General features: G+C 59.4%; 20 protein-coding genes, 3 tRNA genes and 1 pseudogene. 6 read left to right on the plus strand and 18 right to left on the minus strand.

What is annotated here, in order from left to right; all coding sequences use genetic code 11:
• Positions 1 to 259: 259 nt before the first annotated feature.
• Positions 260 to 871, minus strand: a complete 612-nt coding sequence (gene ampD / locus GQR90_RS14900; protein ID WP_158774794.1) for a 1,6-anhydro-N-acetylmuramyl-L-alanine amidase AmpD — start codon at positions 869 to 871, stop codon at positions 260 to 262.
• A gap of 222 nt (positions 872 to 1,093) precedes the next feature.
• On the opposite strand from ampD, the gene nadC reads away from it, so the two are divergent.
• Both nadC and GQR90_RS14910 read left to right on the plus strand, forming a co-directional pair.
• A complete protein-coding gene (gene nadC, locus GQR90_RS14905) occupies positions 1,094 to 1,957 on the plus strand; it encodes a carboxylating nicotinate-nucleotide diphosphorylase (RefSeq protein ID WP_158774795.1) in 864 nt (287 codons plus the stop codon).
• Positions 1,958 to 2,022: 65 nt separating this feature from the next.
• Entirely contained in the window at positions 2,023 to 2,697 is a 675-nt protein-coding gene (locus GQR90_RS14910; protein ID WP_158774796.1) for a class I SAM-dependent methyltransferase, read from the plus strand.
• Between the two features lie 126 nt (positions 2,698 to 2,823).
• On the opposite strand, the gene GQR90_RS14915 is transcribed toward GQR90_RS14910, so the two are convergent.
• The 4 genes from GQR90_RS14915 to GQR90_RS14930 form a co-directional block, all read right to left on the minus strand.
• The gene (locus tag GQR90_RS14915) at positions 2,824 to 3,357 is read right to left on the minus strand and encodes a GNAT family N-acetyltransferase (protein WP_233266341.1); all 534 of its coding nucleotides are present in this window, start codon (positions 3,355 to 3,357) and stop codon (positions 2,824 to 2,826) included.
• Between the two features lie 69 nt (positions 3,358 to 3,426).
• The gene (gene mtnC, locus GQR90_RS14920) at positions 3,427 to 4,107 is read right to left on the minus strand and encodes an acireductone synthase (protein WP_158774797.1); all 681 of its coding nucleotides are present in this window, start codon (positions 4,105 to 4,107) and stop codon (positions 3,427 to 3,429) included.
• On the minus strand, positions 4,104 to 4,700 hold the full coding sequence (locus tag GQR90_RS14925) for a 1,2-dihydroxy-3-keto-5-methylthiopentene dioxygenase (protein WP_158774798.1): 597 nt from the start codon (positions 4,698 to 4,700) through the stop codon (positions 4,104 to 4,106). Before GQR90_RS14925 ends, mtnC begins: the two co-directional genes overlap by 4 nt.
• The gene (locus tag GQR90_RS14930) at positions 4,697 to 5,365 is read right to left on the minus strand and encodes a methylthioribulose 1-phosphate dehydratase (protein WP_158774799.1); all 669 of its coding nucleotides are present in this window, start codon (positions 5,363 to 5,365) and stop codon (positions 4,697 to 4,699) included. Before GQR90_RS14930 ends, GQR90_RS14925 begins: the two co-directional genes overlap by 4 nt.
• A 471-nt stretch (positions 5,366 to 5,836) precedes the next feature.
• On the opposite strand from GQR90_RS14930, the gene tsaA reads away from it, so the two are divergent.
• Together tsaA and GQR90_RS14945 are read left to right on the plus strand one after the other, a co-directional pair.
• On the plus strand, positions 5,837 to 6,556 hold the full coding sequence (gene tsaA, locus GQR90_RS14935) for a tRNA (N6-threonylcarbamoyladenosine(37)-N6)-methyltransferase TrmO (protein ID WP_158775573.1): 720 nt from the start codon (positions 5,837 to 5,839) through the stop codon (positions 6,554 to 6,556).
• A 190-nt stretch (positions 6,557 to 6,746) separates the two neighbouring features.
• Positions 6,747 to 7,325 carry an NADPH-dependent FMN reductase gene (locus GQR90_RS14945; RefSeq protein ID WP_158774800.1) on the plus strand — a complete coding sequence of 193 codons (579 nt, stop codon included), beginning with the start codon at positions 6,747 to 6,749 and terminating at the stop codon, positions 7,323 to 7,325.
• Positions 7,326 to 7,482: 157 nt separating this feature from the next.
• On the opposite strand, the gene purC is transcribed toward GQR90_RS14945, so the two are convergent.
• From purC to dapA, 4 genes are all read right to left on the minus strand, one after another.
• Positions 7,483 to 8,199: a phosphoribosylaminoimidazolesuccinocarboxamide synthase gene (purC, locus tag GQR90_RS14950; RefSeq protein WP_158774801.1), complete on the minus strand. Its 717-nt coding sequence runs from the start codon at positions 8,197 to 8,199 to the stop codon at positions 7,483 to 7,485.
• A 200-nt stretch (positions 8,200 to 8,399) separates the two neighbouring features.
• A complete protein-coding gene (locus GQR90_RS14955) occupies positions 8,400 to 9,182 on the minus strand; it encodes an MBL fold metallo-hydrolase (RefSeq protein WP_158775575.1) in 783 nt (260 codons plus the stop codon).
• 140 nt (positions 9,183 to 9,322) lie between these two features.
• Positions 9,323 to 10,261, minus strand: a complete 939-nt coding sequence (locus GQR90_RS14960; RefSeq protein ID WP_158774802.1) for a hypothetical protein — start codon at positions 10,259 to 10,261, stop codon at positions 9,323 to 9,325.
• On the minus strand, positions 10,261 to 11,145 hold the full coding sequence (dapA, locus tag GQR90_RS14965; protein WP_158774803.1) for a 4-hydroxy-tetrahydrodipicolinate synthase: 885 nt from the start codon (positions 11,143 to 11,145) through the stop codon (positions 10,261 to 10,263). Before dapA ends, GQR90_RS14960 begins: the two co-directional genes overlap by 1 nt.
• Before the next feature lie 432 nt (positions 11,146 to 11,577).
• On the opposite strand from dapA, the gene GQR90_RS14970 reads away from it, so the two are divergent.
• A complete protein-coding gene (locus tag GQR90_RS14970) occupies positions 11,578 to 12,054 on the plus strand; it encodes a peroxiredoxin (RefSeq protein ID WP_158774804.1) in 477 nt (158 codons plus the stop codon).
• A 111-nt stretch (positions 12,055 to 12,165) separates the two neighbouring features.
• On the opposite strand, the gene GQR90_RS14975 is transcribed toward GQR90_RS14970, so the two are convergent.
• Together GQR90_RS14975 and GQR90_RS14980 are read right to left on the minus strand one after the other, a co-directional pair.
• Positions 12,166 to 13,242 carry an AI-2E family transporter gene (locus GQR90_RS14975; protein ID WP_158774805.1) on the minus strand — a complete coding sequence of 359 codons (1,077 nt, stop codon included), beginning with the start codon at positions 13,240 to 13,242 and terminating at the stop codon, positions 12,166 to 12,168.
• Positions 13,239 to 13,544, minus strand: coding sequence for a sulfurtransferase TusA family protein (locus tag GQR90_RS14980; RefSeq protein ID WP_233266342.1), 306 nt, complete (start codon positions 13,542 to 13,544; stop codon positions 13,239 to 13,241). The genes GQR90_RS14975 and GQR90_RS14980 overlap by 4 nt, the downstream gene beginning before the upstream one ends.
• 204 nt (positions 13,545 to 13,748) lie before the next feature.
• On the opposite strand from GQR90_RS14980, the gene GQR90_RS14985 reads away from it, so the two are divergent.
• Positions 13,749 to 15,263: a M48 family metalloprotease gene (locus GQR90_RS14985; protein WP_158774806.1), complete on the plus strand. Its 1,515-nt coding sequence runs from the start codon at positions 13,749 to 13,751 to the stop codon at positions 15,261 to 15,263.
• Positions 15,264 to 15,406: 143 nt separating this feature from the next.
• Here GQR90_RS14985 and nadA read toward each other — a convergent pair whose 3' ends face one another.
• The 7 genes and pseudogenes from nadA to GQR90_RS15020 form a co-directional block, all read right to left on the minus strand.
• The gene (gene nadA / locus GQR90_RS14990) at positions 15,407 to 16,486 is read right to left on the minus strand and encodes a quinolinate synthase NadA (protein WP_158774807.1); all 1,080 of its coding nucleotides are present in this window, start codon (positions 16,484 to 16,486) and stop codon (positions 15,407 to 15,409) included.
• Between the two features lie 278 nt (positions 16,487 to 16,764).
• Positions 16,765 to 16,839: transfer RNA gene (locus GQR90_RS14995), tRNA-Lys, on the minus strand.
• 16 nt (positions 16,840 to 16,855) lie between these two features.
• A tRNA-Lys gene (locus GQR90_RS15000) sits at positions 16,856 to 16,930 on the minus strand.
• A 37-nt stretch (positions 16,931 to 16,967) separates the two neighbouring features.
• Positions 16,968 to 17,042, minus strand: a tRNA-Lys gene (locus tag GQR90_RS15005).
• A 227-nt stretch (positions 17,043 to 17,269) separates the two neighbouring features.
• Positions 17,270 to 18,130: a 23S rRNA pseudouridine(2605) synthase RluB gene (rluB, locus tag GQR90_RS15010; RefSeq protein WP_158775579.1), complete on the minus strand. Its 861-nt coding sequence runs from the start codon at positions 18,128 to 18,130 to the stop codon at positions 17,270 to 17,272.
• A gap of 1,066 nt (positions 18,131 to 19,196) precedes the next feature.
• Positions 19,197 to 19,725 (minus strand): annotated as a pseudogene (gene scpB / locus GQR90_RS15015) (SMC-Scp complex subunit ScpB); the annotation flags it as partial.
• Positions 19,722 to 20,783: a segregation and condensation protein A gene (locus tag GQR90_RS15020; RefSeq protein ID WP_158774808.1), complete on the minus strand. Its 1,062-nt coding sequence runs from the start codon at positions 20,781 to 20,783 to the stop codon at positions 19,722 to 19,724. The gene GQR90_RS15020 and the pseudogene scpB, both read right to left, overlap by 4 nt.
• Positions 20,784 to 20,796 lie beyond the last annotated feature (13 nt).

Genomic DNA, 20,796 nt, shown 5'->3' on the forward strand with positions numbered 1-20,796 from the left:
GCGTGAAAGATACCGCAAACACCCCCCCGTGCCAATTCGGAGAGCAGAGTCCTCACGCAATAATGCAGGTGATGCCTCCCCGCCTCACCACTGGCCTGCGCCACTTTCCGGCAGAGGTTCACACCCCGTTCATACAAGACGTGTTGGTCGAGTGTGTAATAAAACTACCAACATGCCCCGTCACTGCGCACTTCATCGACTGTCCGCATGAATCCGCACTCGAAATGCTGCAATGCACCATGACGGCGCAAACACGACCTTAGTCCTGAATGTCATCCAGCAGTCGATCAAAATATGCCCAGTCAAAAGCAGGACCAGGGTCCGTCTTGCGCAACGGCGCAATCCGCGCATGCGAGGTAATTCGGTCGCGTGTCAGTGCTGGATAGCGCTGCAGCAGCCCTGCCACCGCCCTCGCCAACGTGCGGTACTGCACATCGCGATACGGATGGACCTCATCACCTTCCAGTTCGATACCGATACTGAAGTCGTTGAGCTCGACTCGCTCACGTTTGCCATCATGCCAGCGTGAACGTCCGGCATGCCATGCGCGGCGGTCAAAAGGGACAAACTGCACCAGCCGTCCATCACGCTGTATCAATACGTGCGCCGAGACACGTAATTGATGAATATCAGCAAAATAAGGATGATCACCCGGATTCAGCTGATTGGTGAACAGCTGCTCGATGGCAGGCCCACCAAAACGCCCCGGCGGCAAACTGATGGAGTGCAGCACCAGCGCCGACACTTCTCCCTCAGGACGGGCATTATGATTGGGCGAGGGCACGCAGCGAGCGCTCTCCAGCCAGTGCTCGGCGGTGACCGCCAGGCGAGCCAGCGGGCTCGACCGAGGGAAGGAAGACAAGGGGGGCATCAAGAACTCCAGACGGAAACGGCGTCGCACGCAGGGCAATCAGATAGTTGGGCGGGAACATATTGGCTTCGCCCCCGACGAACAGTGACTGACCACCCGCGTGGCTTTTCCTATAATGGTCTTCATTATGGCATGCTCGGCAGCCATGGGTCTGTGCCACCGGCGTTGCGCCGCCAGCAGGCCCTGCTCCGGCAGCACTTTTCGCACAAGGACCCGATACGCATGCACTTCCACGACGCCCTCGCCGAAGATATCCGTACCAGTGCCGCTCGCCTGCTTGCCGAGGATGTCGGCGGTGGCGATATCACTGCCGAACTGATTCCGGAGCGCCAATGGGCCAAGGCCCGTGTCATCAGCCGTGAACCTGCAATACTCTGTGGTGTCCCTTGGGTCGACGAGCTGTTTCGACGCCTCGACTCGCGCGTCAGCCTCAAGTGGCTAGCCAGCGATGGTGACCGGATCGAGGCAAATGAGCCCTTCCTGGAGCTGGAAGGCCCGGCACGCTCACTACTGACCGGTGAACGCGCCGCGCTCAATCTGTTGCAGACACTGTCCGGCACCGCGACCCGTGCCAGCCACTATGCAGCACTGATAGAAGACAGCAATGTACGTCTGCTGGATACCCGCAAGACACTGCCGGGCATGCGTGTCTCTCAGAAGTATGCCGTCAGCTGCGGCGGTGGCCATAACCATCGTATCGGTCTGTATGACGCCTTCCTGATCAAGGAAAACCACATTGCCGCTTGTGGGAGTATCGCAGCCGCCGTGCGTGAGGCCCGCAGCATCGCCTCCGACCTCACCTGCGAAGTGGAAGTCGAGAATTTCGAGGAGCTTGAGCAAGCACTTGATGCGGGCGCTGATGTCATCATGCTGGATAACTTCGACAACACCCAGTTGATTGAAGCCGTTGCGCGCAACAAGGCACACGCGACGCCGGCTGTGCTGGAGGCTTCCGGCAACGTCAATGAGACCACCCTGCCCGGCATTGCCGCCACGGGCGTGGACTGTATCTCGATGGGCACCCTGACCAAGGATGTGACCGCTATCGATCTATCGATGCGCGTCTACACTGTCGAAACCCGCTAGCCCATCGGCAGACCCCAGCGACTTGGTGGCTGCACCCTATTCGCCATGCCGCCAGGGAGGCGCCCATGTCCCCTTCTCCTCCTCTCAGGCCATCGCCTGCCCATAGGCCAAAAGCCAGTACATCCAAGGCACGTGGAGGCTGGAAGACTGCTCGCTGGAGCCTTTACGCACCGATTTATGATGGGGTAGCAGCACGCGTATTGAAATCGGCACGCCGAGAGGCACTCGCCACGCTGGATCTAAAGGCGGGTACACGCGTGCTGCTATTAGGTGCAGGTACGGGGCTCGATCTGCCTTTCCTGCCGCGCGATATCGAGCTTGAAGTCATCGATGCCTCACCCGCAATGCTGCGTCGCTGCCGTGAGCGTGCCGAGATACTGGGCTTCGATGCCAACGTCAAGCAGGGCGATGCCATGGCACTCGACTTCCCTGACGGCTACTTCGATGTCGTGATCGCCCACCTGATCATTGCTGTGGTGCCTGAACCACAGGCCGCCTTGAATGAGGCGCTGCGTGTGCTGGCGCATGACGGGGAGCTATCGCTGCTCGACAAGGGACTGCGCGGCACGCAGCCAGCAGGCATCGTCCGGCGCCTGCTCAACCCGCTGGCACGCATGATCGCGACCAACCTCAGTGTGCCGCTGGACAGCCTGTTTCAAGGACATGCCGTGCAGCGACTCGAGGATCGTGACCTTGGCCCCGGTGGGCTGTTGCGTCATATGCATCTACGCAAGGTCTGACTCAGCAGTAACGCCCGCTGGCCGGGCACACAAAGCGCGACAAAAAAACCGCCGCCACTGGATCTCCAGTGGCGGCGGTTTTTTTGTCCAGACTCGCGATGACACAATCTGTCCATCATACGCAGGTCAGACTTGGGACTCATTGTTCAGACGCTTCTCGAAGCGCTCACGCTTGAGGCAGATGCCATCACGCTTGACGTGCTCCAGTCCCAGACTCTGCCAGCCACGACGTATCAGCCCCGGTGACAGCATCAGACTGGCCTCGAGACTGACGACACGAACGCTGCGTCGACGCAGATCACTCTCGGCGGCGGCCAGCAGCCTTGAACCAATCCCCTGCCCGGTCAGCCCCGGATAGACATATAGCATCTCGATACGTGCCAATGGCCATTCGGGTACGTACTCGCAAAAGCCGACACAACGACCATCACGCTCTGCCACCAACACCTCGAAGCGATGCTGACGCGCTGCCCAGCGCTCAGCATCGCGCGGCACACGCCCCGCCCACTGCTCACGCTGGGCCAGATCATAAAACCCCGCGGCTCCCTGCATGACAGCTTGATGAAAGACCTCAGCCTGGTCTGCTGCGTGCTGAGTACGTGCCGGTACGATACTGATGCGCGCATCCTGTAGTTCGTTGCTGTCTGTCTGGCTGTGCAATCGTTCGTCCTCCTTATGCCCTCTCGAAAGAAGACCCTGCGGATGTCCCGGCGTACCGGTGCTGTTCAATCAACCACTGAATGATATTTCATCAAATCGACTGGCCTGCGGATGGTCACCCGTGACCATGCCCGGCTCACGCACCAGCTGCCATGTCTGGAAGTCAGCGGCAGCCGCTGCATCCAGCTCAGCGACGACATCCGACAAGAACAGAATCTCTGCGCCCGGCACCCCTAGCTGGCCAGCGATACGACGATAACTGTCGGCTTCCTGCTTGGGTCCGGTCGTGGTGTCAAAGTAGCCGGCAAACCACGGTGTCAGGTCTCCCGCGTCGGAATGACCGAACAACAGCTTCTGCGCCTGGATGGACCCTGAAGAGTAGACATACAAGGACAGTCCGCGTTCCTTCCAGTCACCAAGTCCCTTCACCGCATCGGGATACACATGCCCAGTGAAGTCTTCTGCTTCGTAGCCACGCGCCCACACCATGCCCTGCAGCGCCTTGAGCGGTGTGGCCTTGCGATCCGCATCGATCCAACCTTCAAGGATGGCGATCACCTCTTCGACACTGGCCTCGGGTGCCTCTGCCAGTGTGCGAGTGGCGGCTATCTGTTCCGACACGTCGGCACGCTCGGTATTCTCGCGCAGAAAACCGGCGAGATGCTGGCGTGCATAGGGGAAGAGCACCTGATGCACGAAGCTGATCGAGCCGGTAGTCCCTTCGATATCGGTCACGATGGCGCGAATCATGCTGACTCCTCGGAATACGGTGCGGTGGACTGGGTGAAGTGCTCGACCAAGGCCTCGTGACGCGGAAAACGGCTCGCGATATCACTGGAGGTAAAGTTGGCGACCCAGCCTTCTGGATTGGTGAACAGCCGAATGGCAGTGAAGTTCGGCGTAGGACCCATATCAAACCAATGCGGTGTGCCTGCCGGGACGGCGATCAGATCATTCTGCTCACAGCCGACAGCGAAGACGCGCGCGCCAAGATGCAGATAGAAGATACCGCTGCCGCGCACGAAAAAGCGCACCTCGTGCTCGGCGTGACGGTGCTCGTCAAGAAACTTGCCGCGCAAGGCGCTGCGCTCAGGATGATCAGGCGTCAAGCCGATCACGTCAGCGGTGACAAAGCCATTCTCGGCCTTGAGGCGTTCCACGTCATCGGCGTAGGCCGCCAGCACCTGAGTCTGGTCGGTGGGATCACTCAGCTCACAGCCGGCCGTCCAGCGCTCGAAGCGGATACCTTCGGCTTCAAGCTCACTGACGATCTGCACACCATCGGTGGTGATCAATAGTGGACGTGTCGCGTCCTGCTCGGCATAGATCGCTAGAAAGCTCATCGCTGCCTCCTCAATTCCAGTTCACAGCTCATCAGAAAGTCGAGCGCTTCAATATGGCGTCGGCAGGCGGTCATGTTGCTGGCCCAGGTGTAGAGACCATGTCCCCGAATCAGATACCCGTGCAGATTGGCATCGGCGTTAAGCCGAGCCCGCACATCAAGTGCCAGCGCTGCGATGTCCTGAGTATTGTCGAACACCGCCAGACGCACAGGCGTCTCATGGGTTTTTACGCCTTCCAGCGCCTTGTTGAGCTCAAATCCCTCAAGACTCAGCGTATCGCCGCCATGACACAGCGACAGCACGGTGGCCGCGCGGGAGTGGGCATGCAGAATCGCGTGAGCCTCGGGCAGGTCTTCGTACAGCTGACCATGCAGACGCGCCTCGTCAGAAGCCTTGCGAGACGTGCCCAACAGCTTGACGGAGAAATCGCTGACCAGAATATCGCCACTGGTCAGGCGGCCCTTGTGACAGCCGGAGGCGGTCACGGCCATCAAGGTCTCGCTTAAACGACAGGAAAAGTTGCCGCCGGTAGCGGGTACCTGGCCAGCGGCATCCAGTGTGCGCCCAGCGTCAATCAGCTGCTGCTGGGCCTGTGCGAGACAGTCCAGATCCAGCGTCGGTGGCAAGCCCGATGAAGTGGCGGCAATGGCGGTAGGGTCTGACATGATGGAAGTGGCCCTCAAGAGTCCCGTGGGGCGTTCACGCCCGCACGTCAGCATCACGATGCAACGCGGTGGGGCGATGCTCTCGCGGCAGACTACACAAGCCGACAAGGCGAGACCAGTCATGACGCGAGGCAATCATTGGATGGGGCAATCATGGCGCAAGGCATGCCGTACGCTAGCGAGCATGGCATCATGGTATCTGCTGCACTTTTTACGCCCTGTTTCTGACGCGATCCTTTCAGATCTGTCCTACCTGAACTCTCTTTTCGTGCCCTCATTGTCGACGACTTCACCATGACCCACTCAGATTTTCCAAATCACAAAGATTCTCCAGATTGCCCATCCCCTTCAGATCACCTGGGTCGCCTCTCGACACCTGCGACGACCCAAGATAGCGTCATGCTGGCTCGGCGTTTACCGCAGCTGCCTCGGCATCTGCTGGCACAGGCGATCGCCTTGGGTGAGCAGGCCATGCAACCGGTCGGCATCATCGAGAGCTGCTACCCGGACAAGTTCGGCATCCCCCGCCAGCCGGGATTGGCACGCCATGCCACTGCCATCCTGCACCTGCTGCCGCCCTTCGATGACGCGGATTGCGTACGCGGTATAGAGGGATTCAGCCATCTGTGGATCCACTTCCTGTTTCATGCAAGTCCCAGCCGCTGGACCCCGCTGATTCGCCCACCACGCCTTGGTGGCAACGCACGTATCGGAGTATTTGCATCACGCAGCACACACCGCCCCAATCGCCTCGGACAATCAGTGGTGGAACTGGCCGGGGTCGAGACAGGGAGCCGCAGTGGTCAGCAAGGCGGTGTACGTCTGTTACTTCGGGGTCATGATCTGCTCGATGGCACGCCGGTAATGGACATCAAGCCTTATCTGCCGTGGGTCGATGCCGTTCCCGACGCGCGCGCAGGCTATGCACCAGCGCCACCTGCTCGTCACTCGGTGTCCTTCAGTGCGGCAGCTGATGAGATACTTCACCGCAGAGTCGACCACGCCACACTGCGGGCACTGATCGAAGAGGTGCTCGCGCAAGACCCGCGCCCCGCTTATCACGCCGCCAAGCCAGCCGATGGTCAGCGCCAGTACGGTGTGCGCCTTGTGGATGTGGACGTGCGCTTCACGGCACTCAACCAGCCGGATGGTCAATTGTTAATGCAGGTACAGGCTATCGTTACCGCATAACTCCTCATCTCGCTCATTCTCATTGACTGACCATCAGTATCGCTCAGCTAGGCGAATACAACGGCACGTTTCCCTGATCTACATCAGGCAAGACGAATTGCGGGATGGTAGATGGCCACGCCGACTGCCCATACTGAGCAGGCATGTCGACTAACTGCTGTTTATCTGCCATCCCTCGGGAGTCTGCCGTATGAGCGTCCGCCTACTTGCCTTCGCCGCCAGTACCCGCAAGTCCTCTGTCAATCGCCGCCTGATCACCCGCCTGGCGCATCTCGCCGGTGAATCAGATGCCGAGATTACCCTGCTCGATCTCAACGACTTCCCGATGCCGCTCTACGACGGTGATAGTGAGGAGACCAGTGGCCGCCCTGCCAGTGCCGACCAGCTACAGTCTCTGTTCGCCAGCCATCAGGGTCTGCTACTGGCCACGCCGGAATACAACGGCTTCTTCAGCCCGCTACTCAAGAACACCTTTGATTGGTTATCGCGCCCAGCGAAAGATGGCCAAAGCGGCATGGACCCCCTACGCGGCATGCCCGTAGGCATCGTCTCGGCTGCTCCTGGCGCTTTCGGTGGCATGCGTGCACTGCCGTTTGTGCGCCTGTACCTGAACAATCTTGGCATGATGGTCGCGCCACAACAGATTGCCGTATCCCGTGCGGGTAGCGCCTTCCGTGAGGACGGCAGCCTCGATGACGAAGGGCAGGATCACGCATTGGCCAGCATCGCACGTCAGGTAATTGAGCTGGCGCGCCTGCGCAGCGTGTGAACCGACTGATTCGGCGAGTCGCGTATCGGGGCAATGACAGACAATGTCAGTGACTGGCATCGAAGTAACTGAGTGTCACAAAAACGGCCCTCCTGTCGGTAACAGGAGGGCCGTTTTCTATTGCAACACTGCGTGATAGCGAAGTGTCAGGCCAGCATCAGGCGGTAAAATCGATACCGATACGGCGACCCACTTCCTCGTAGGCCTCGATCACGCCGCCCAGCCCCTGGCGGAAGCGGTCCTTGTCGAGCTTCTCACGCGTCTCGGCATCCCACAGGCGACAGCCATCCGGAGAGAACTCATCACCCAGTACGACTTCGCCATTGAAGACACCGAACTCCAACTTGTAATCGACCAGCAGGATGCCGCCGTCGAGGAACAGCTTCTTGAGAATACCGTTGACCTGGTACGTCAGCTCCTTGGCGCGGACCAGGTGCGCAGGCTCTGCCCAGCCGAAGGTCTCAACCAGCGACTCATTGATCATCGGGTCGCCCATCGCATCGTTCTTGAGGAACAGCTCAAACGTCGGCGGCGTCAGCTCAAGGCCTTCCTCAACACCCAGACGACGCACCAGAGACCCTGCAGAAATGTTACGTACCACACATTCCACCGGCATCATGTCGAGGCGCTTGACCAGACATTCGTTATCGCTGACCAGACGCTCGAAGTGAGTCGGGATACCGGCCGCCTTGAGCTTCTCCATGATGAAGGCATTGAACTTGTTGTTCACCATACCCTTGCGCGCCAGCTGCTCGATACGCTTGCCGTCGAAGGCGCTGGTATCGTCGCGGAATTCCAGCAGCAGAAGATCCGGGTCGTCAGTAAAGAAGACAGACTTGGCCTTGCCGGCGTAGAGCGCTTCACGCTTTTCCATGAGGTTCCCCCTGATGACGCACACAGCGTCGAGTGTTTAGGCAGTCGAAATTGGATCGATCACGCTTGAATCTTTGATAGCCACATCGTTGATCGGATGAAAGACCAACCACATGGCGAAATATCCGGGGAGCTGTCCGTCTGGTCAGCTCGTCCTGAATCACAAACGCCCGATCGCAGGGCGACCGGGCGTCGAGACAATCAGGCAATGGCCTGCCAGCCAAAACCGCTATCCTGCGCGGCGATGATCAGGCGGGCATCGTCACCCTCGAGCCAGGGCGCAAGCGCCTCACGGGCGAGTAACGGATGATTGTTGTGCTCCGACAGATGCGATGCGACCAGTCGTTGCAGCCGCGCCAGACCCAGGTAAGGCAAGGCAGCACACGCCTGCGCATTGGCCAGATGCCCCAAACGGCCGCCAACACGCCGCTTGAGACTGGGCGGATAAGGGCCCTGCGCCAGCATCTGCGGATCGTGATTGAACTCCATCACCAAGGCATCACAGTCAGAAAAACACTGCAGTACATGCTCACTGACATGGCCGAGGTCTGTCAGCACACCCAGGCGGCGTGATGCTGTCTCACCGCGCCGGCTGAACACGAACTGTACCGGTTCACGTGCATCGTGCGGCACGGTGACTGGCAGGATCTCGAGATCCTTGATCGCGAACTCTTGCTGAGGCGTGATCAGATGACGACTCGGCAGAATACCGAGCTTCTTCGCACGCCCCGCAAGCCAGGTACCGGTGGTCAGGTGCACCGGAATGCCATGTCGACGTGCCAACGGCCCAACCCCACTCAGATGATCACCATGCTCATGCGTGACCAGCACAGCGTCCAGCTGGGAAGGATGCACACCAAGGCGTGCTAGCCGTGCCTCGGTATCCTTGAGTGTAAAACCGCAGTCGACCAGTACCAGCGCCTCTCGCGTTCTCACCAATGTGCCGTTGCCCTTGCTGCCACTGCCCAGCGAGGCCATTGCCATCACGCCCTGCACCCCATCGAGCAGAAGGCCAGATGCTGCTGCACCGCCCTCAGCGATGGGAAAGGGGATCTGAAACGACGCCACCGCCTCACCCGACGAAAGGTCAGATGAGGCGGTGCAAGGCGTGTCGAACAGCATGCTCAGCGCAGTGTCGACGCCACGGCGTCGAGCAACTCGCGCGCCAGTGCCGGCGATGTGTCTTCACCATCGGTACGGCGGGTAGTGACCAACGTGTGATCGCCTTCCGCACGCAGTGTCAACACCATCGGTAACGGATCACCGTCACCACCGATCCCCAGCCAGCCACCGTCACGATCTTCACGCGGGATGTAATCGATCATGAATTCACCCTGAGAGCGATTCTGATCGGTCAGCTTCTGGTAGTCGGTATCGAAGTTTTTCTGCAGCTGGTACAGAAGCTCAGCCCAGCTACGCTCGGTATCCAGTGCCAGATCAACCTGCCAGGAACCGTTACGGCCTTCCAGGCGAACGCGGTCATCACGGCTCAGCGACTGTGCCGCCAGTGACACACCGCTGTCAGAAGAGGAGGCAGACAGATAACCGCGCAGTGCATTCAGACAGCTACCAGAGACGTCGGCACCTTGCTGACAGCGCACTTCAGACGCATCGGAGCGCAACCCTTGACTGACACTGATCACGCCCTCACTGGTGGTGATTTCGCCCTTGCCGGCATCGATGCTCTGCACGTCGAGGCCCTGATCACGCACGAATGACTGCAAGCGCGTCCAGACAGCCGCCGGCGCGGCGTTCACGGCCAACCAACGGGCATCGCCACTTTCACGCAGCGCCACGAATTCGCGCTCGCCCTGCTCGCTGGTCGCTAGCGGCTGAGGACGCGGAGCCTCGAAGTCTTCGCTGGCCAGGAAGTCGCTACTGGCCTGCGGCACTGGCATGGAATCCTGGTAATCTGCGGCATTGCGGGATGCTGGCAACTCAAGCGGCGACGCAATACTCGCGTCCGCATACTCGCTGTTACGGTCATAGTAATAGCCATCACTGGAGCAGCCTGTGACCGCAAGCGCGGTCAGTAATGCCAGTGGCACAAGACGCTGACTCATTAGCTAGATACCTCAGCCAGTTGCAGTGCTTCATCGACCGTAGAGTGATATTGATCGGACAGCCACGTCATCGGCAGACGTATGCCCGCTTCCGGTGCGATACCCATGCGGTGCATGGCGTACTTGACGGGAATCGGGTTGGACTCGACGCCCAGGGCGGAGTGCAGCGGCATCAGACGCGTGTTGATCTGATGAGCGCGCTCTGCATCGCCGGCCACCGCGGCAGCACACATCTCGTGCATCAGGCGCGGTGCGACGTTGGCAGTCACGGAGATATCGCCATGGCCACCCATCAGGATGAAGTCACAGGCCGTTGCGTCATCGCCGGAATAAAGCGCGAAATCAGTATCCTTGAGGCGATCAATCAGCTCCTGACCACGTTCCAGATTACCGGTGGCATCCTTGAGGCCGACGATGTTGTCGAGTTCAGCAAGACGGAAGACCGTCTCGTTGTAGATATCGGAGCAGGTACGGCCAGGCACGTTGTACAGGATGACCGGAATACCCGCCTGCTCTGCCACGGCCTTGAAGTGCTGATACAGACCTTCCTGAGTCGGCTTGTTGTAATACGGCGCGACGGACAGGCAATAATCAGCGCCCACTTCCTTGGCGTAACGTGCCAGTTCAACTGCTTCAGAGGTGGCGTTGGCACCCGTACCGGCAATCACCGGAATCTTGCCAGCGACCGTTTCAACCACACAGCGGATCACATCGAAATGCTCCGCGAAGGACATCGTGGTCGGCTCACCGGTAGTGCCAGCAGCCACAATGGCATCGGTACCGTTATCGAGGTGAAAACCGACCAGCTTGCGCAGGGCGTCCCAGTCGATCTCGCCGGTGGCTTTCATCGGGGTCGCCAGTGCGACAATGCTACCTGTGATCATCCCTCGATCTCTCCTCTGGTGCCTGATGCGCCAGCCGCTCTTTCTGTCATCTGAGCGATGGCAGACAAGAGCAAGTCTCTGGCATAAGTGGTAAACGCAAGACCATGAATGCGTGAGCATGACATCACGCAGGCCGCGTCAATGGTGTCGATGTTACAAAGACCATCGTGGCCTGTACAGATGCCATATGCCACGGCCCACATCAACAAGACGGAATACGCCTGGTCGGGGGTCTGCACATGGGGCTACAGCACCCACCGTGACGCGGACTTTGACAAGCTGCGACACCCTGCGTGTAATGCAGGGCAGGACGTGAAAAACTCGTGCATCAGCCCGTTTCTTGCCAGTCCTTTTCAACCAGCACCGTTTTTAGCCATCCCTTCTTTCTGCCAACCCTCTTCACGGGTGGCACCTTCCTGCCAGGAGAACACGATGAGCGTTAGCGTCGGCCAGCCAATTCCCGATTTCACTTCTCAGGCCACCAGCAATACCGTGGTCACGCCCGCCAGCCTCAAGGGACAGCAATTCGTCATCTATTTCTACCCGAAGGATAATACCCCGGGCTGTACCACCGAAGGCGGCGACTTCCGCGACCACCTGAAAGACTTCGAGGCCACTAACACCGTCATTCTTGGCGTTTCTCGCGACAGCTTGCGCACTCATGAAAACTTCCGCGAGAAGCAGGGCTATCCGTTTGAACTGATCAGCGACCCGGACGAGATCCTGTGCGGCATCTTTGACGTCATTCATCTCAAAAAATTCATGGGCAAGGAAAGCATGGGCGTTGTGCGCTCTACCTTCCTGATCGACGCTGAAGGCATTCTGGCGCGCGAATGGCGCAGCGTGAAGGTCAAGGGTCACGTCGAGGAAGTGCTGGAAGCGGCTCGCGAGCTGAACACACCGAAGTGAGAATACGCACTCGCACTGACACTTGATGTGCCAGGCCAGAACAGCAAGAACAAAAAAGCCCCGCCAACCGGCGGGGCTTTTTTGTCAGTGAAGAAAACGTCGGGCCTGTTTTCAGAGCCGGTTTTCCTCGGCACGCGCACGGCGCGGCCAGGCGTATAGCAACGACTTCATCAGGGTTGCCAGCGGAATGGCAAAGAACACGCCCCAGAAGCCCCAGATGCCACCGAAGAACAGCACCGCGAGAATGATGGCCACCGGATGTAGATTGACTGCCTCGGAGAACAGCAGCGGTACCAGTACATTGCCATCCAGCGCCTGAATGATGCCGTAGGCGATCATCACATACATGAAGGTATCCCCCAGCCCGAAGTGGAACCCTGCGACTGCGGCGACCGGCAGCGTCGCGCCGGCAGCCCCGATGTAAGGAATCAGCACTGAGAAGCCGACCACTATTGCCAGCAATGCCGAGTACGGCAGCCCGAACACCACGAAGGTGACATAGCTGATACCGCCGACGATAACGATCTCAATGACTTTACCGCGCACGAAGTTGGCAATCTGATCATCCATCTCGTTCCAGACGCGACTCATCAGCAAGCGCTTGTTCGGCAATAATGCCAGCGTGAAGTCCACTAGCCGCTCGCGGTCCTTGAGCATGAAGAACACCAGAATCGGTACCAGCACGAGGTAGATCACCAATCCCATCAGATTGCCGAGCGACGCCAACGACAACGAGACGGCACGCTGGCCGAATTGTGTCAGTTCACGACCTGCGGCCCCGACCCACTGCTGCACCAGCTCCGGTGTGATCAGGCTCGGGAAGCGATGCTGCAGCTCATCCAGCCAACGCTGACTGGAGGCAAACATGCCGGGGATTTCCTGAATCAGATTGGCCAACTGATGCCAGACCAACGGCAACAGGATCAGCGCGCTAGCCAACATGATACCCATGAATACCAGCGTCATCAGCGTCACTGACGCCAAACGCGGCAGGCCACGACGCTCCAGCCAGCTCACACCGCTCTGTAGCAGGAAGGCCACGACCAGCGCAGTGAAAAATGGCGCCAGCATACTGCCAAGCAGGATAACGGCGGCAAAAACCAGCACCAGCACCAGAAACAGGACCACCGCCTCCTCGTCGGAGAAATAGCGCTCGATCCAGCCGCGCAACAGGGTCTTCATGGTCATGATGGGATTTCCTCGGACTGCACGGCGATCAGAAAGCGATAGTCTCCGCTCGCGGTTTCCTCACGGGAGATCAACGAGTGATCGCTCAGTGCCAGATACGCCGGGATATCCCCCCAGGCACCAGCATCACTGGCCAACACTTCAAGCTGCTCACCAGCGACCATACTGGCCAGTGTGAGTTTGGTACGCAGCAATGGCAGCGGACAATGCAGTCCGCGCGCATCAAGATGTCGAGCGTTGGTACCAGATTTTGAGTCAGTCATCGGATTCGCAGTCTCAGCGGTAGGTCGTTCGGATGCCATCTGCCCTTCCGTTATCGTTGTGACGTTCTGCCACGTGCCATGAAGACCGCAGCTTGAAAACGCCCCGATTTAAGGGCACCTTGCCTGACAAAGCAACTTTCCGCCCCGTCAGCAAATAGCAGCGGAGTTGCCAATGTCTGTATGGCCCCCGTGCATGTGCTCGAGTGGATTGCGCATTGCGCCTTATTCAAGAGGATTGCCTGCATGTCGCTGCTGTCCCATCTGAGACGTTCCGCATCATCATTACAGGCGACCGTACGCCCCTCGAGCGTGGGCTTGTCGGGTGTATTGCTCGGCATTCTTCTGCTCGGCACGCCGGCTGTCAGCGTATCGGCTGCCGCCCAGAACGACTATGGCCTACCAGACTTGGGCAGCGCCAGCGGGGGCATTTCCAACAACGATGAATACCGTATCGGACGCGCTTGGTTGCGCCAGTTCCGCGCTCATGTCCGCGAATGGGATGACCCCATCACGCTGGACTGGATCGGTGGATTGGTCCGCCAGCTAGCTCCGTGGAGCGAACTGGATGATCGTAACTTCATCGTTACGCTGGTCGCCAGTAGTCAGCTCAACGCATTCGCCGTGCCCGGTGGTGTCGTCGGAGTCAATACCGGCCTGTTCGCCTTTGCACCAGACCGCGATGCCTTCGCCTCCGTGCTGGCACACGAACTGGGCCACCTCTCCCAGCACCACTTCGCGCGCAACATGGAGCGTCAGGCTGAAACTCGCCTACCGACGCTGGCGGGTTTCCTCGCCGGCATGGTGATCGCCGCTGGCGGGGGTGGTTCGGCCGGCATTGCTGCCATGGCTGGCACACAGGCTGCCGCCATTTCTGATCAGCTGGCCTATTCACGACGCTTCGAGCAGGAAGCTGACCGTGTCGGCATTGAAGCCATGTCTCGCGCAGGCCTCGACCCAGAAGCCATGCCGAGGATGTTCCGTGCCATGCAGCGTATGGCGAGCCTGCAAGGAGGCAATGCACCAGAATTCCTACTAACCCACCCAGTGACAGAGGCGCGCATCGGTGACACCCAAGCTCGTGCCGATGCCATGCCAACCGTCACGCCAGACCCACTCTCGGAGCTAGGTTATTCACTCGTACGGGCTCGTGCGCTGCTGGCACTGAACCTGCGCCAACCGGAGCAGGGGTTGATCGCGTTACGCGAAGACAATCCTGATCCAGAGGCCATTGCCTACTATCAGGCGCTGGCTCTGGCCGAAAACAATCAGACCGACAAGGCGCTGGCAGCGCTGGATCGCCTGCACGAGAAACACCCTGACCTGACGATGATCAGCGCCAGTGCGGTGGAAGTCGTCCGCGATGCACGCCGCTACGATGAGGCCACCACGCGTGCCAAGCGTCTGTTGCGCCTGCAGCCCGACTACCTTCCGGCACGCTTGGCACTTGCCGAAGTCACCTTGCAGCAAGATCCTCCTGCGGCTCGTCAGCAACTTGAAGCCATGTTGCGCGATCACCCCGACGATCCCAAGATCTGGAGTCTTGCCTCCGAAGCCAGTGGGCGCAGCGGGCACAATGCGGAAGCCTTCCTCTACCGCGCCGAGTTTGATCAGCTGGAAGGGCGCATGGACCGTGCCTTTGCCCAGTTGAAGCTGGCGGATGAAGCTGCACGCAAGGACGACGACTTTGGAATGGCTAACCGTATCAGCGCCCGTCGTGAGGACTTCAAGGGCTATCGCAATGCCATCGACAACTTCTGACAGTTCCTCGAATAGCGCCTGAATAGCACAAAGCCTCCTTCATCAAAAAAACCGCCGCCTCGGGATATCGAGAGCGGCGGTTCGTGTGTCACGCGATGACATCAACGCAATGCATGACTGACTGGCAGGCAATTCACTGACAACTAGCGCCGGTTAAACTCCAACATGCGCGTCAGCGGCTTCAGCGCGCGCGTACGCAGGCCGTCATCGACAAAGACTTCCTCAGGGTTAGCCTGAGCCGCATCGCGCCGTAGCACGGCCGCCAGGTTCTCCAGGCCGTTCATCGCCATCCACGGGCAATGCGCGCAACTCTTGCAGGTCGCACCATTGCCGGCGGTCGGTGCCTCAAACAACTGCTTGTCCGGCGCGGCCTGCTGCATCTTGAAGAAGATGCCGCGGTCGGTTGCGACAATCAGCTGCTGCTGAGGCAACTCCACGGCCGCCTTGATCAGCTGGGAGGTAGAGCCCACCACGTCCGCCAGCTCTACCACCGCCTGCGGCGACTCCGGGTGCACCAGCACCGCGGCGTCCGGATAGACCTTGAGCAGATCCGTGATGCCTTGGGCACGAAACTCGTCGTGAACGATACAGGCCCCATCCCACAACAGCATGTCGGCGCCCGTCTGCTGCTGAACGTAGCCACCCAGATGCTTGTCCGGCGCCCAGATGATTTTCTCGCCCTGCGCATGCAGGTGCTCAATCACATCGACGGCAATCGAAGAGGTCACCACCCAATCGGCGCGCGCCTTCACGGCGGCCGACGTATTGGCATAGACCACCACGATGCGCTCTGGGTGTGCATCACAAAAAGCCGCGAATTCGTCTTCCGGGCAACCGAGATCCAATGAGCAGGTCGCCTCAAGCGTTGGCATCAGCACACGCTTCTCGGGCGACAGAATCTTGGACGTCTCGCCCATGAAGCGTACGCCCGCGACAATCAGCGTCGACGCCTCGTGGCGGGCACCAAAGCGGGCCATCTCGAGAGAGTCGGCCACACAGCCGCCGGTTTCCTCGGCAAGCTGCTGGATGGCGTCATCGCAGTAGTAATGCGCAACCAGCGCAGCATCTCGCTCGATCAGCAGCTGCTTGATCTCCTTGATCAGCGCGGCATCTTCTTCTGCAGGGCGGGTCGGGCAATAAGCGCGGGCCAGGTGCTCGCGCACCTGCTCACGGACAGCATTGTGGGCCTCACGACCCGGCGTGGCGTATGTCAGGCTATTCATGTGTGTCTCACCTAGCCCACAGGGGCTCCCCCTGTGCTGAGTGGGTCAGGGCTCAGCCATGGACCTTATCTGCCCGTGGTGGCCCTGCCTGCGCCGCAGCTGGGCTCCCCAGTCTGCCGCGTGTGCCTTGGGCGTCTATCGCCCGCAGCATTGCCCGCATCACACGGGCCCTGCAAGGATACTCTGGCACATGCCTTCTCTCCAACCACGAAGGTAGCAGCCGTTTTCTTTGCCATAACAAAAATTGCCCCGCGCCAATGAAGGCACGGGGCAAAATCTGGTGGGTCGTGAGGGATTCGAACCTTCGACCAATTGGTTAAAAGCCAACTGCTCTACCACTGAGCTAACGACCCAAAACTGGGAGGCGGATGGTGGGTCGTGAGGGATTCGAACCTTCGACCAATTGGTTAAAAGCCAACTGCTCTACCGCTGAGCTAACGACCCGCCGCCGGGTGCTTTGCAAGAGACCATTTCCAGGAAATGGTGGGTCGTGAGGGATTCGAACCTTCGACCAATTGGTTAAAAGCCAACTGCTCTACCGCTGAGCTAACGACCCTTGCGAAGCGGGGCGTAAGATACCGCCAATCCAGAGACGACGCAAGTGTTTCGCGAAAAAACTTCAAGTAAATGACTAGCTTGACCACTGCCAGCCTGCTCGGAGCTTACCCACGAAAGAGCGCCAGAAACACGCAAGCCCGCGACAGGCGCGGGCTTGCGTGGCACTCTTGCGATGACGCTCACTCACTGACAATACCTTGAGAAACATGGCATTGGTGAATGCTGTTAGCGCGGCTTGCGAGTGCTCTGCGGCGGCTTCTTCATCGCACGCACCGGACGACGCTTTTGCTTGTCGCGGCTCCAGCGGTTCTGCTCATCCGGTGTCAGTGCCGGCGCCTTGCGATGTTCAAGACCTGACATCGTGGATAGCTCATCGATTTCGCTTTGCTCCAGCTCCACCCACTCGCCAGCCCGTGCCCGCTTGTCGAGGAAGATGGTGCCGTAACGGACACGCTTCAGACGGCTGACGGTCAATCCCTGGGAGTCCCACAGACGGCGAACTTCCCGGTTACGGCCTTCCATGATGACGACGTGGAACCAGCTATTGATGCCTTCGCCGCCAAACTCCTGCACATCAGTAAAGCGCGCAGGGCCATCTTCCAACATGACACCGCTGACCATATTGACGACGTGCTCGCGCTTGACCTCGCCCATGACGCGCACAGCGTACTCGCGCTCAATCTGGGTCGACGGATGCATCAAGCGGTTGGCCAGCTCACCATCAGTGGTGAACAGCAACAGACCACTGGTATTGATGTCGAGGCGACCGATCGCAATCCAACGCTCACCTTTCAGGCGCGGAAGACGCTCGAAGACCGTACGACGACCTTCCGGGTCTTTACGCGTGCACAGCTCGCCTTCCGGCTTGTTGTACATGATGACGCGGCGTGCACTTTCCTCAGCACCCTTGAGGTTCTGCGGACGGTCATCGAGGCTGACCTGATGATGCGGCCCGATACGATCACCCAGCTGAGCAACCTTGCCATTGACCTTGACGCGGCCTGCGCTGATCGCGACTTCCATCTCACGACGCGAGCCGAGACCAGAACGCGCCAACACCTTCTGCACCTTCTCGTCTTCAAGCAGCTTGTCGCCCTTGGCCTGCGGCGGCAACGGACGCAACTCAGGCGCGTCTACCGTTGCCTTCTTGCCGACGTTGGCCTTGCTGCCACGCGTGGACTTGCCGGTGTCGCGTGACGGGCGAGCCAACGTCTGCTCTGCAGCATTGTCGCCAGCCTTGCTGCCAACGGCTGAAGTCTTGGCAAATTCTGCCTTGCCTGAACCCGATTTACCGGCGACCGCCTTACCAGCGCCTGCTTTGCCGGCGACGACCTTGCCTGTGCCCGTTTTACCAGCGCCAGTTTTACCCGCACTGGACTTGCCAGCGGCATCCTTGCCTGAACGGAACTTACCCGCGGCATCTTTGTTGCCAGCCGGCTTACCGTTGCTCGGCTTGCTGCTCGCCGGACGAGAGGTCTTGCGCTTGTCGGAATCTGTCTTGCTCATGACATGAACCATTTCATCAATAGGAGTTTCGCTTACGCAGGGTCGTCATCATCGACGGTCCCGGCAGTGGAGGAGTCGTGCGGCTGCGTATCAGCAGCGTCGTCATCCTCGTCTGCACCGCGCAAACGTTGGCTAAGGCGCGCTTCGAGTGTAGCGAAGTCGAGTCCCAAGCCTGTGGACGCCATCCCGGCGTGATCTTCTTCCGCCCGTGTGGCGGAGGGTGTCGCTGTCGAGGGGCGCGAAGACATCTCAAGGGGTACATTTTCAAGTGCACGCGCCTTGAGTGCCTCTTCAAGCTGCTCGGCGGTTACTTCTGGCGGTTGCCAGTCATCAGGCACTGCCGTCGCCGTGGCGTCGTCAGGAATAGCGGGAGTCACCTCACCATCATCATCCTGCATCGCCACGGGGTCATTATCTGTTTCTGACACACTGACGACATCCGTACTTGCGATATCAGTACTTGCAATATCGGTACTTGCGACATCAGCGTCGTCCGCTTTACTACCTGCCTTACCGGCGTCTACCTCACCGCCATCCTGCTCGGCACCCTCATTTTCAGCATCCGGATCTTCCGGTAACGGCAAGGTCTGCGAGGGCGGCACATCATACAGCTCTGCCTCAAGCTGTTCGAGTCCTTCGAAGCCTTTCAGTTCATGCACCGGCGGAAGCTCCTCAAGCGTCTTGAGCCCGAAGTCATCAAGGAACTGCCGCGTGGTGGCGAAGACTGCCGGACGCCCCGGCACATCACGGTGCCCAACAACCCGCACCCAGCCGCGCTCGACCAGCGTACGCATGATCGATGAGCTAACGGTTACACCTCGCACCTGCTCGATATCACCGCGGGTCACAGGTTGACGATAGGCCACCAGCGCCAGGGTCTCCAGTAGTGCACGGGAATAGCGCTGAGGGCGCTCTTCCCATAACCGCGAGACCCACGGCGAAAACTGCTGACGAATGCGCAGTCGCCAGCCACTGGCCGTTTCAATCAGCTCCAGCGCGCTGTGCCTGGGCAGGTGACGCTCACCTAGTCGACCAAGCGCTTCACGAAGTGCTGGTTTGGTAGGGCTTGTGTATTCATCGAACAGACCTGCCATACGCTCCAGCGTCAGCGGCTCACCGGCCGCCAGCAGCGCGGCTTCAATGATCTGGTCGAGAGGGACATCGCGCTGACTCATGACGCCGCGTTCTCCTGCTCGTCGGATTGAGGGGAAAGGGAGGAGGCTGCATCGTTCTGACGTTCATCACGTTGACCAGCATCAATCTGATCAGCATCCGCAGGAAGTGGCTCATCGAAAGCTCCCTGTCCCGGGGCTACCTCATGCTCGTCGCCGAATTCCTGCGCTAGCCAATCATTATCGCCACCATCAGGCTCCGGCGTGCGTGCACGCACATGGATGGGTGACAGCGGCGCATTCTGCACGATTTCGATCAGCGACTCCTTGGCCAACTCCAGGATCGCCATGAAGCTGACAACGACACCAGCACGTCCTTCCTCCAGCGTGAACAACCGCTCGAAGGGAGTGAAGTGCTCATGCGTCAATAGATTCATGATGATCAGCATACGTTCGCGGGTCGACATCACCTCACGCGAGATCGTATGCGCCTGCACGAGATCTGCCTGACGCAGAAGACCAGACAGTGCACCTAACAGCTCGGAAAGATCGACATCAGGATGCGCCACGTGCGTCTCGAGCTCAGGCAGATCTGCCGTCGCGATAAACCAGTCACGCCCTTGACGCGGCAGGGTATCCAGCTCTTCAGCTGCCAGCTTGGTCTGCTCGTATTCCTGCAAACGGCGGATCAGCTCGGCACGCGGATCCTCTTCACTCTCGTCGTCGTTCTGACTCGGCTGGCGCGGCAACAAGCTGCGCGACTTTATCTCGGCCAACATGGCGGCCATCAGCAGATATTCACCTGCCAGATCAATCTGCATGGCATGCATCAGCTCAACGTATTCGATGTACTGATGCGTGATGGCAGCGACATTGATCGCGAGAATATCGAGGTTCTGACGACGGATGAGATATAGCAGTAGATCCAGTGGCCCCTCGAAAGTCTCGAGAAACACGCGCAGTGCCTCAGGCGGAATATAGAGGTCTTGCGGCATCTCGGTGAGCGCCGTGTCGTTGACGCGCGCCAGCACAGCCGATGCCGCAACAGGGGTGGCAACAAGCGGTGCGGAGTGATGTCCATCGGCCAGGACAAAGCTTGCGCCATCGAGCAGGTCGCTCATGAAATCTCCTGCG

It is taken from the genome of Cobetia sp. L2A1, assembly GCF_009796845.1.
GTDB lineage: Bacteria > Pseudomonadota > Gammaproteobacteria > Pseudomonadales > Halomonadaceae > Cobetia.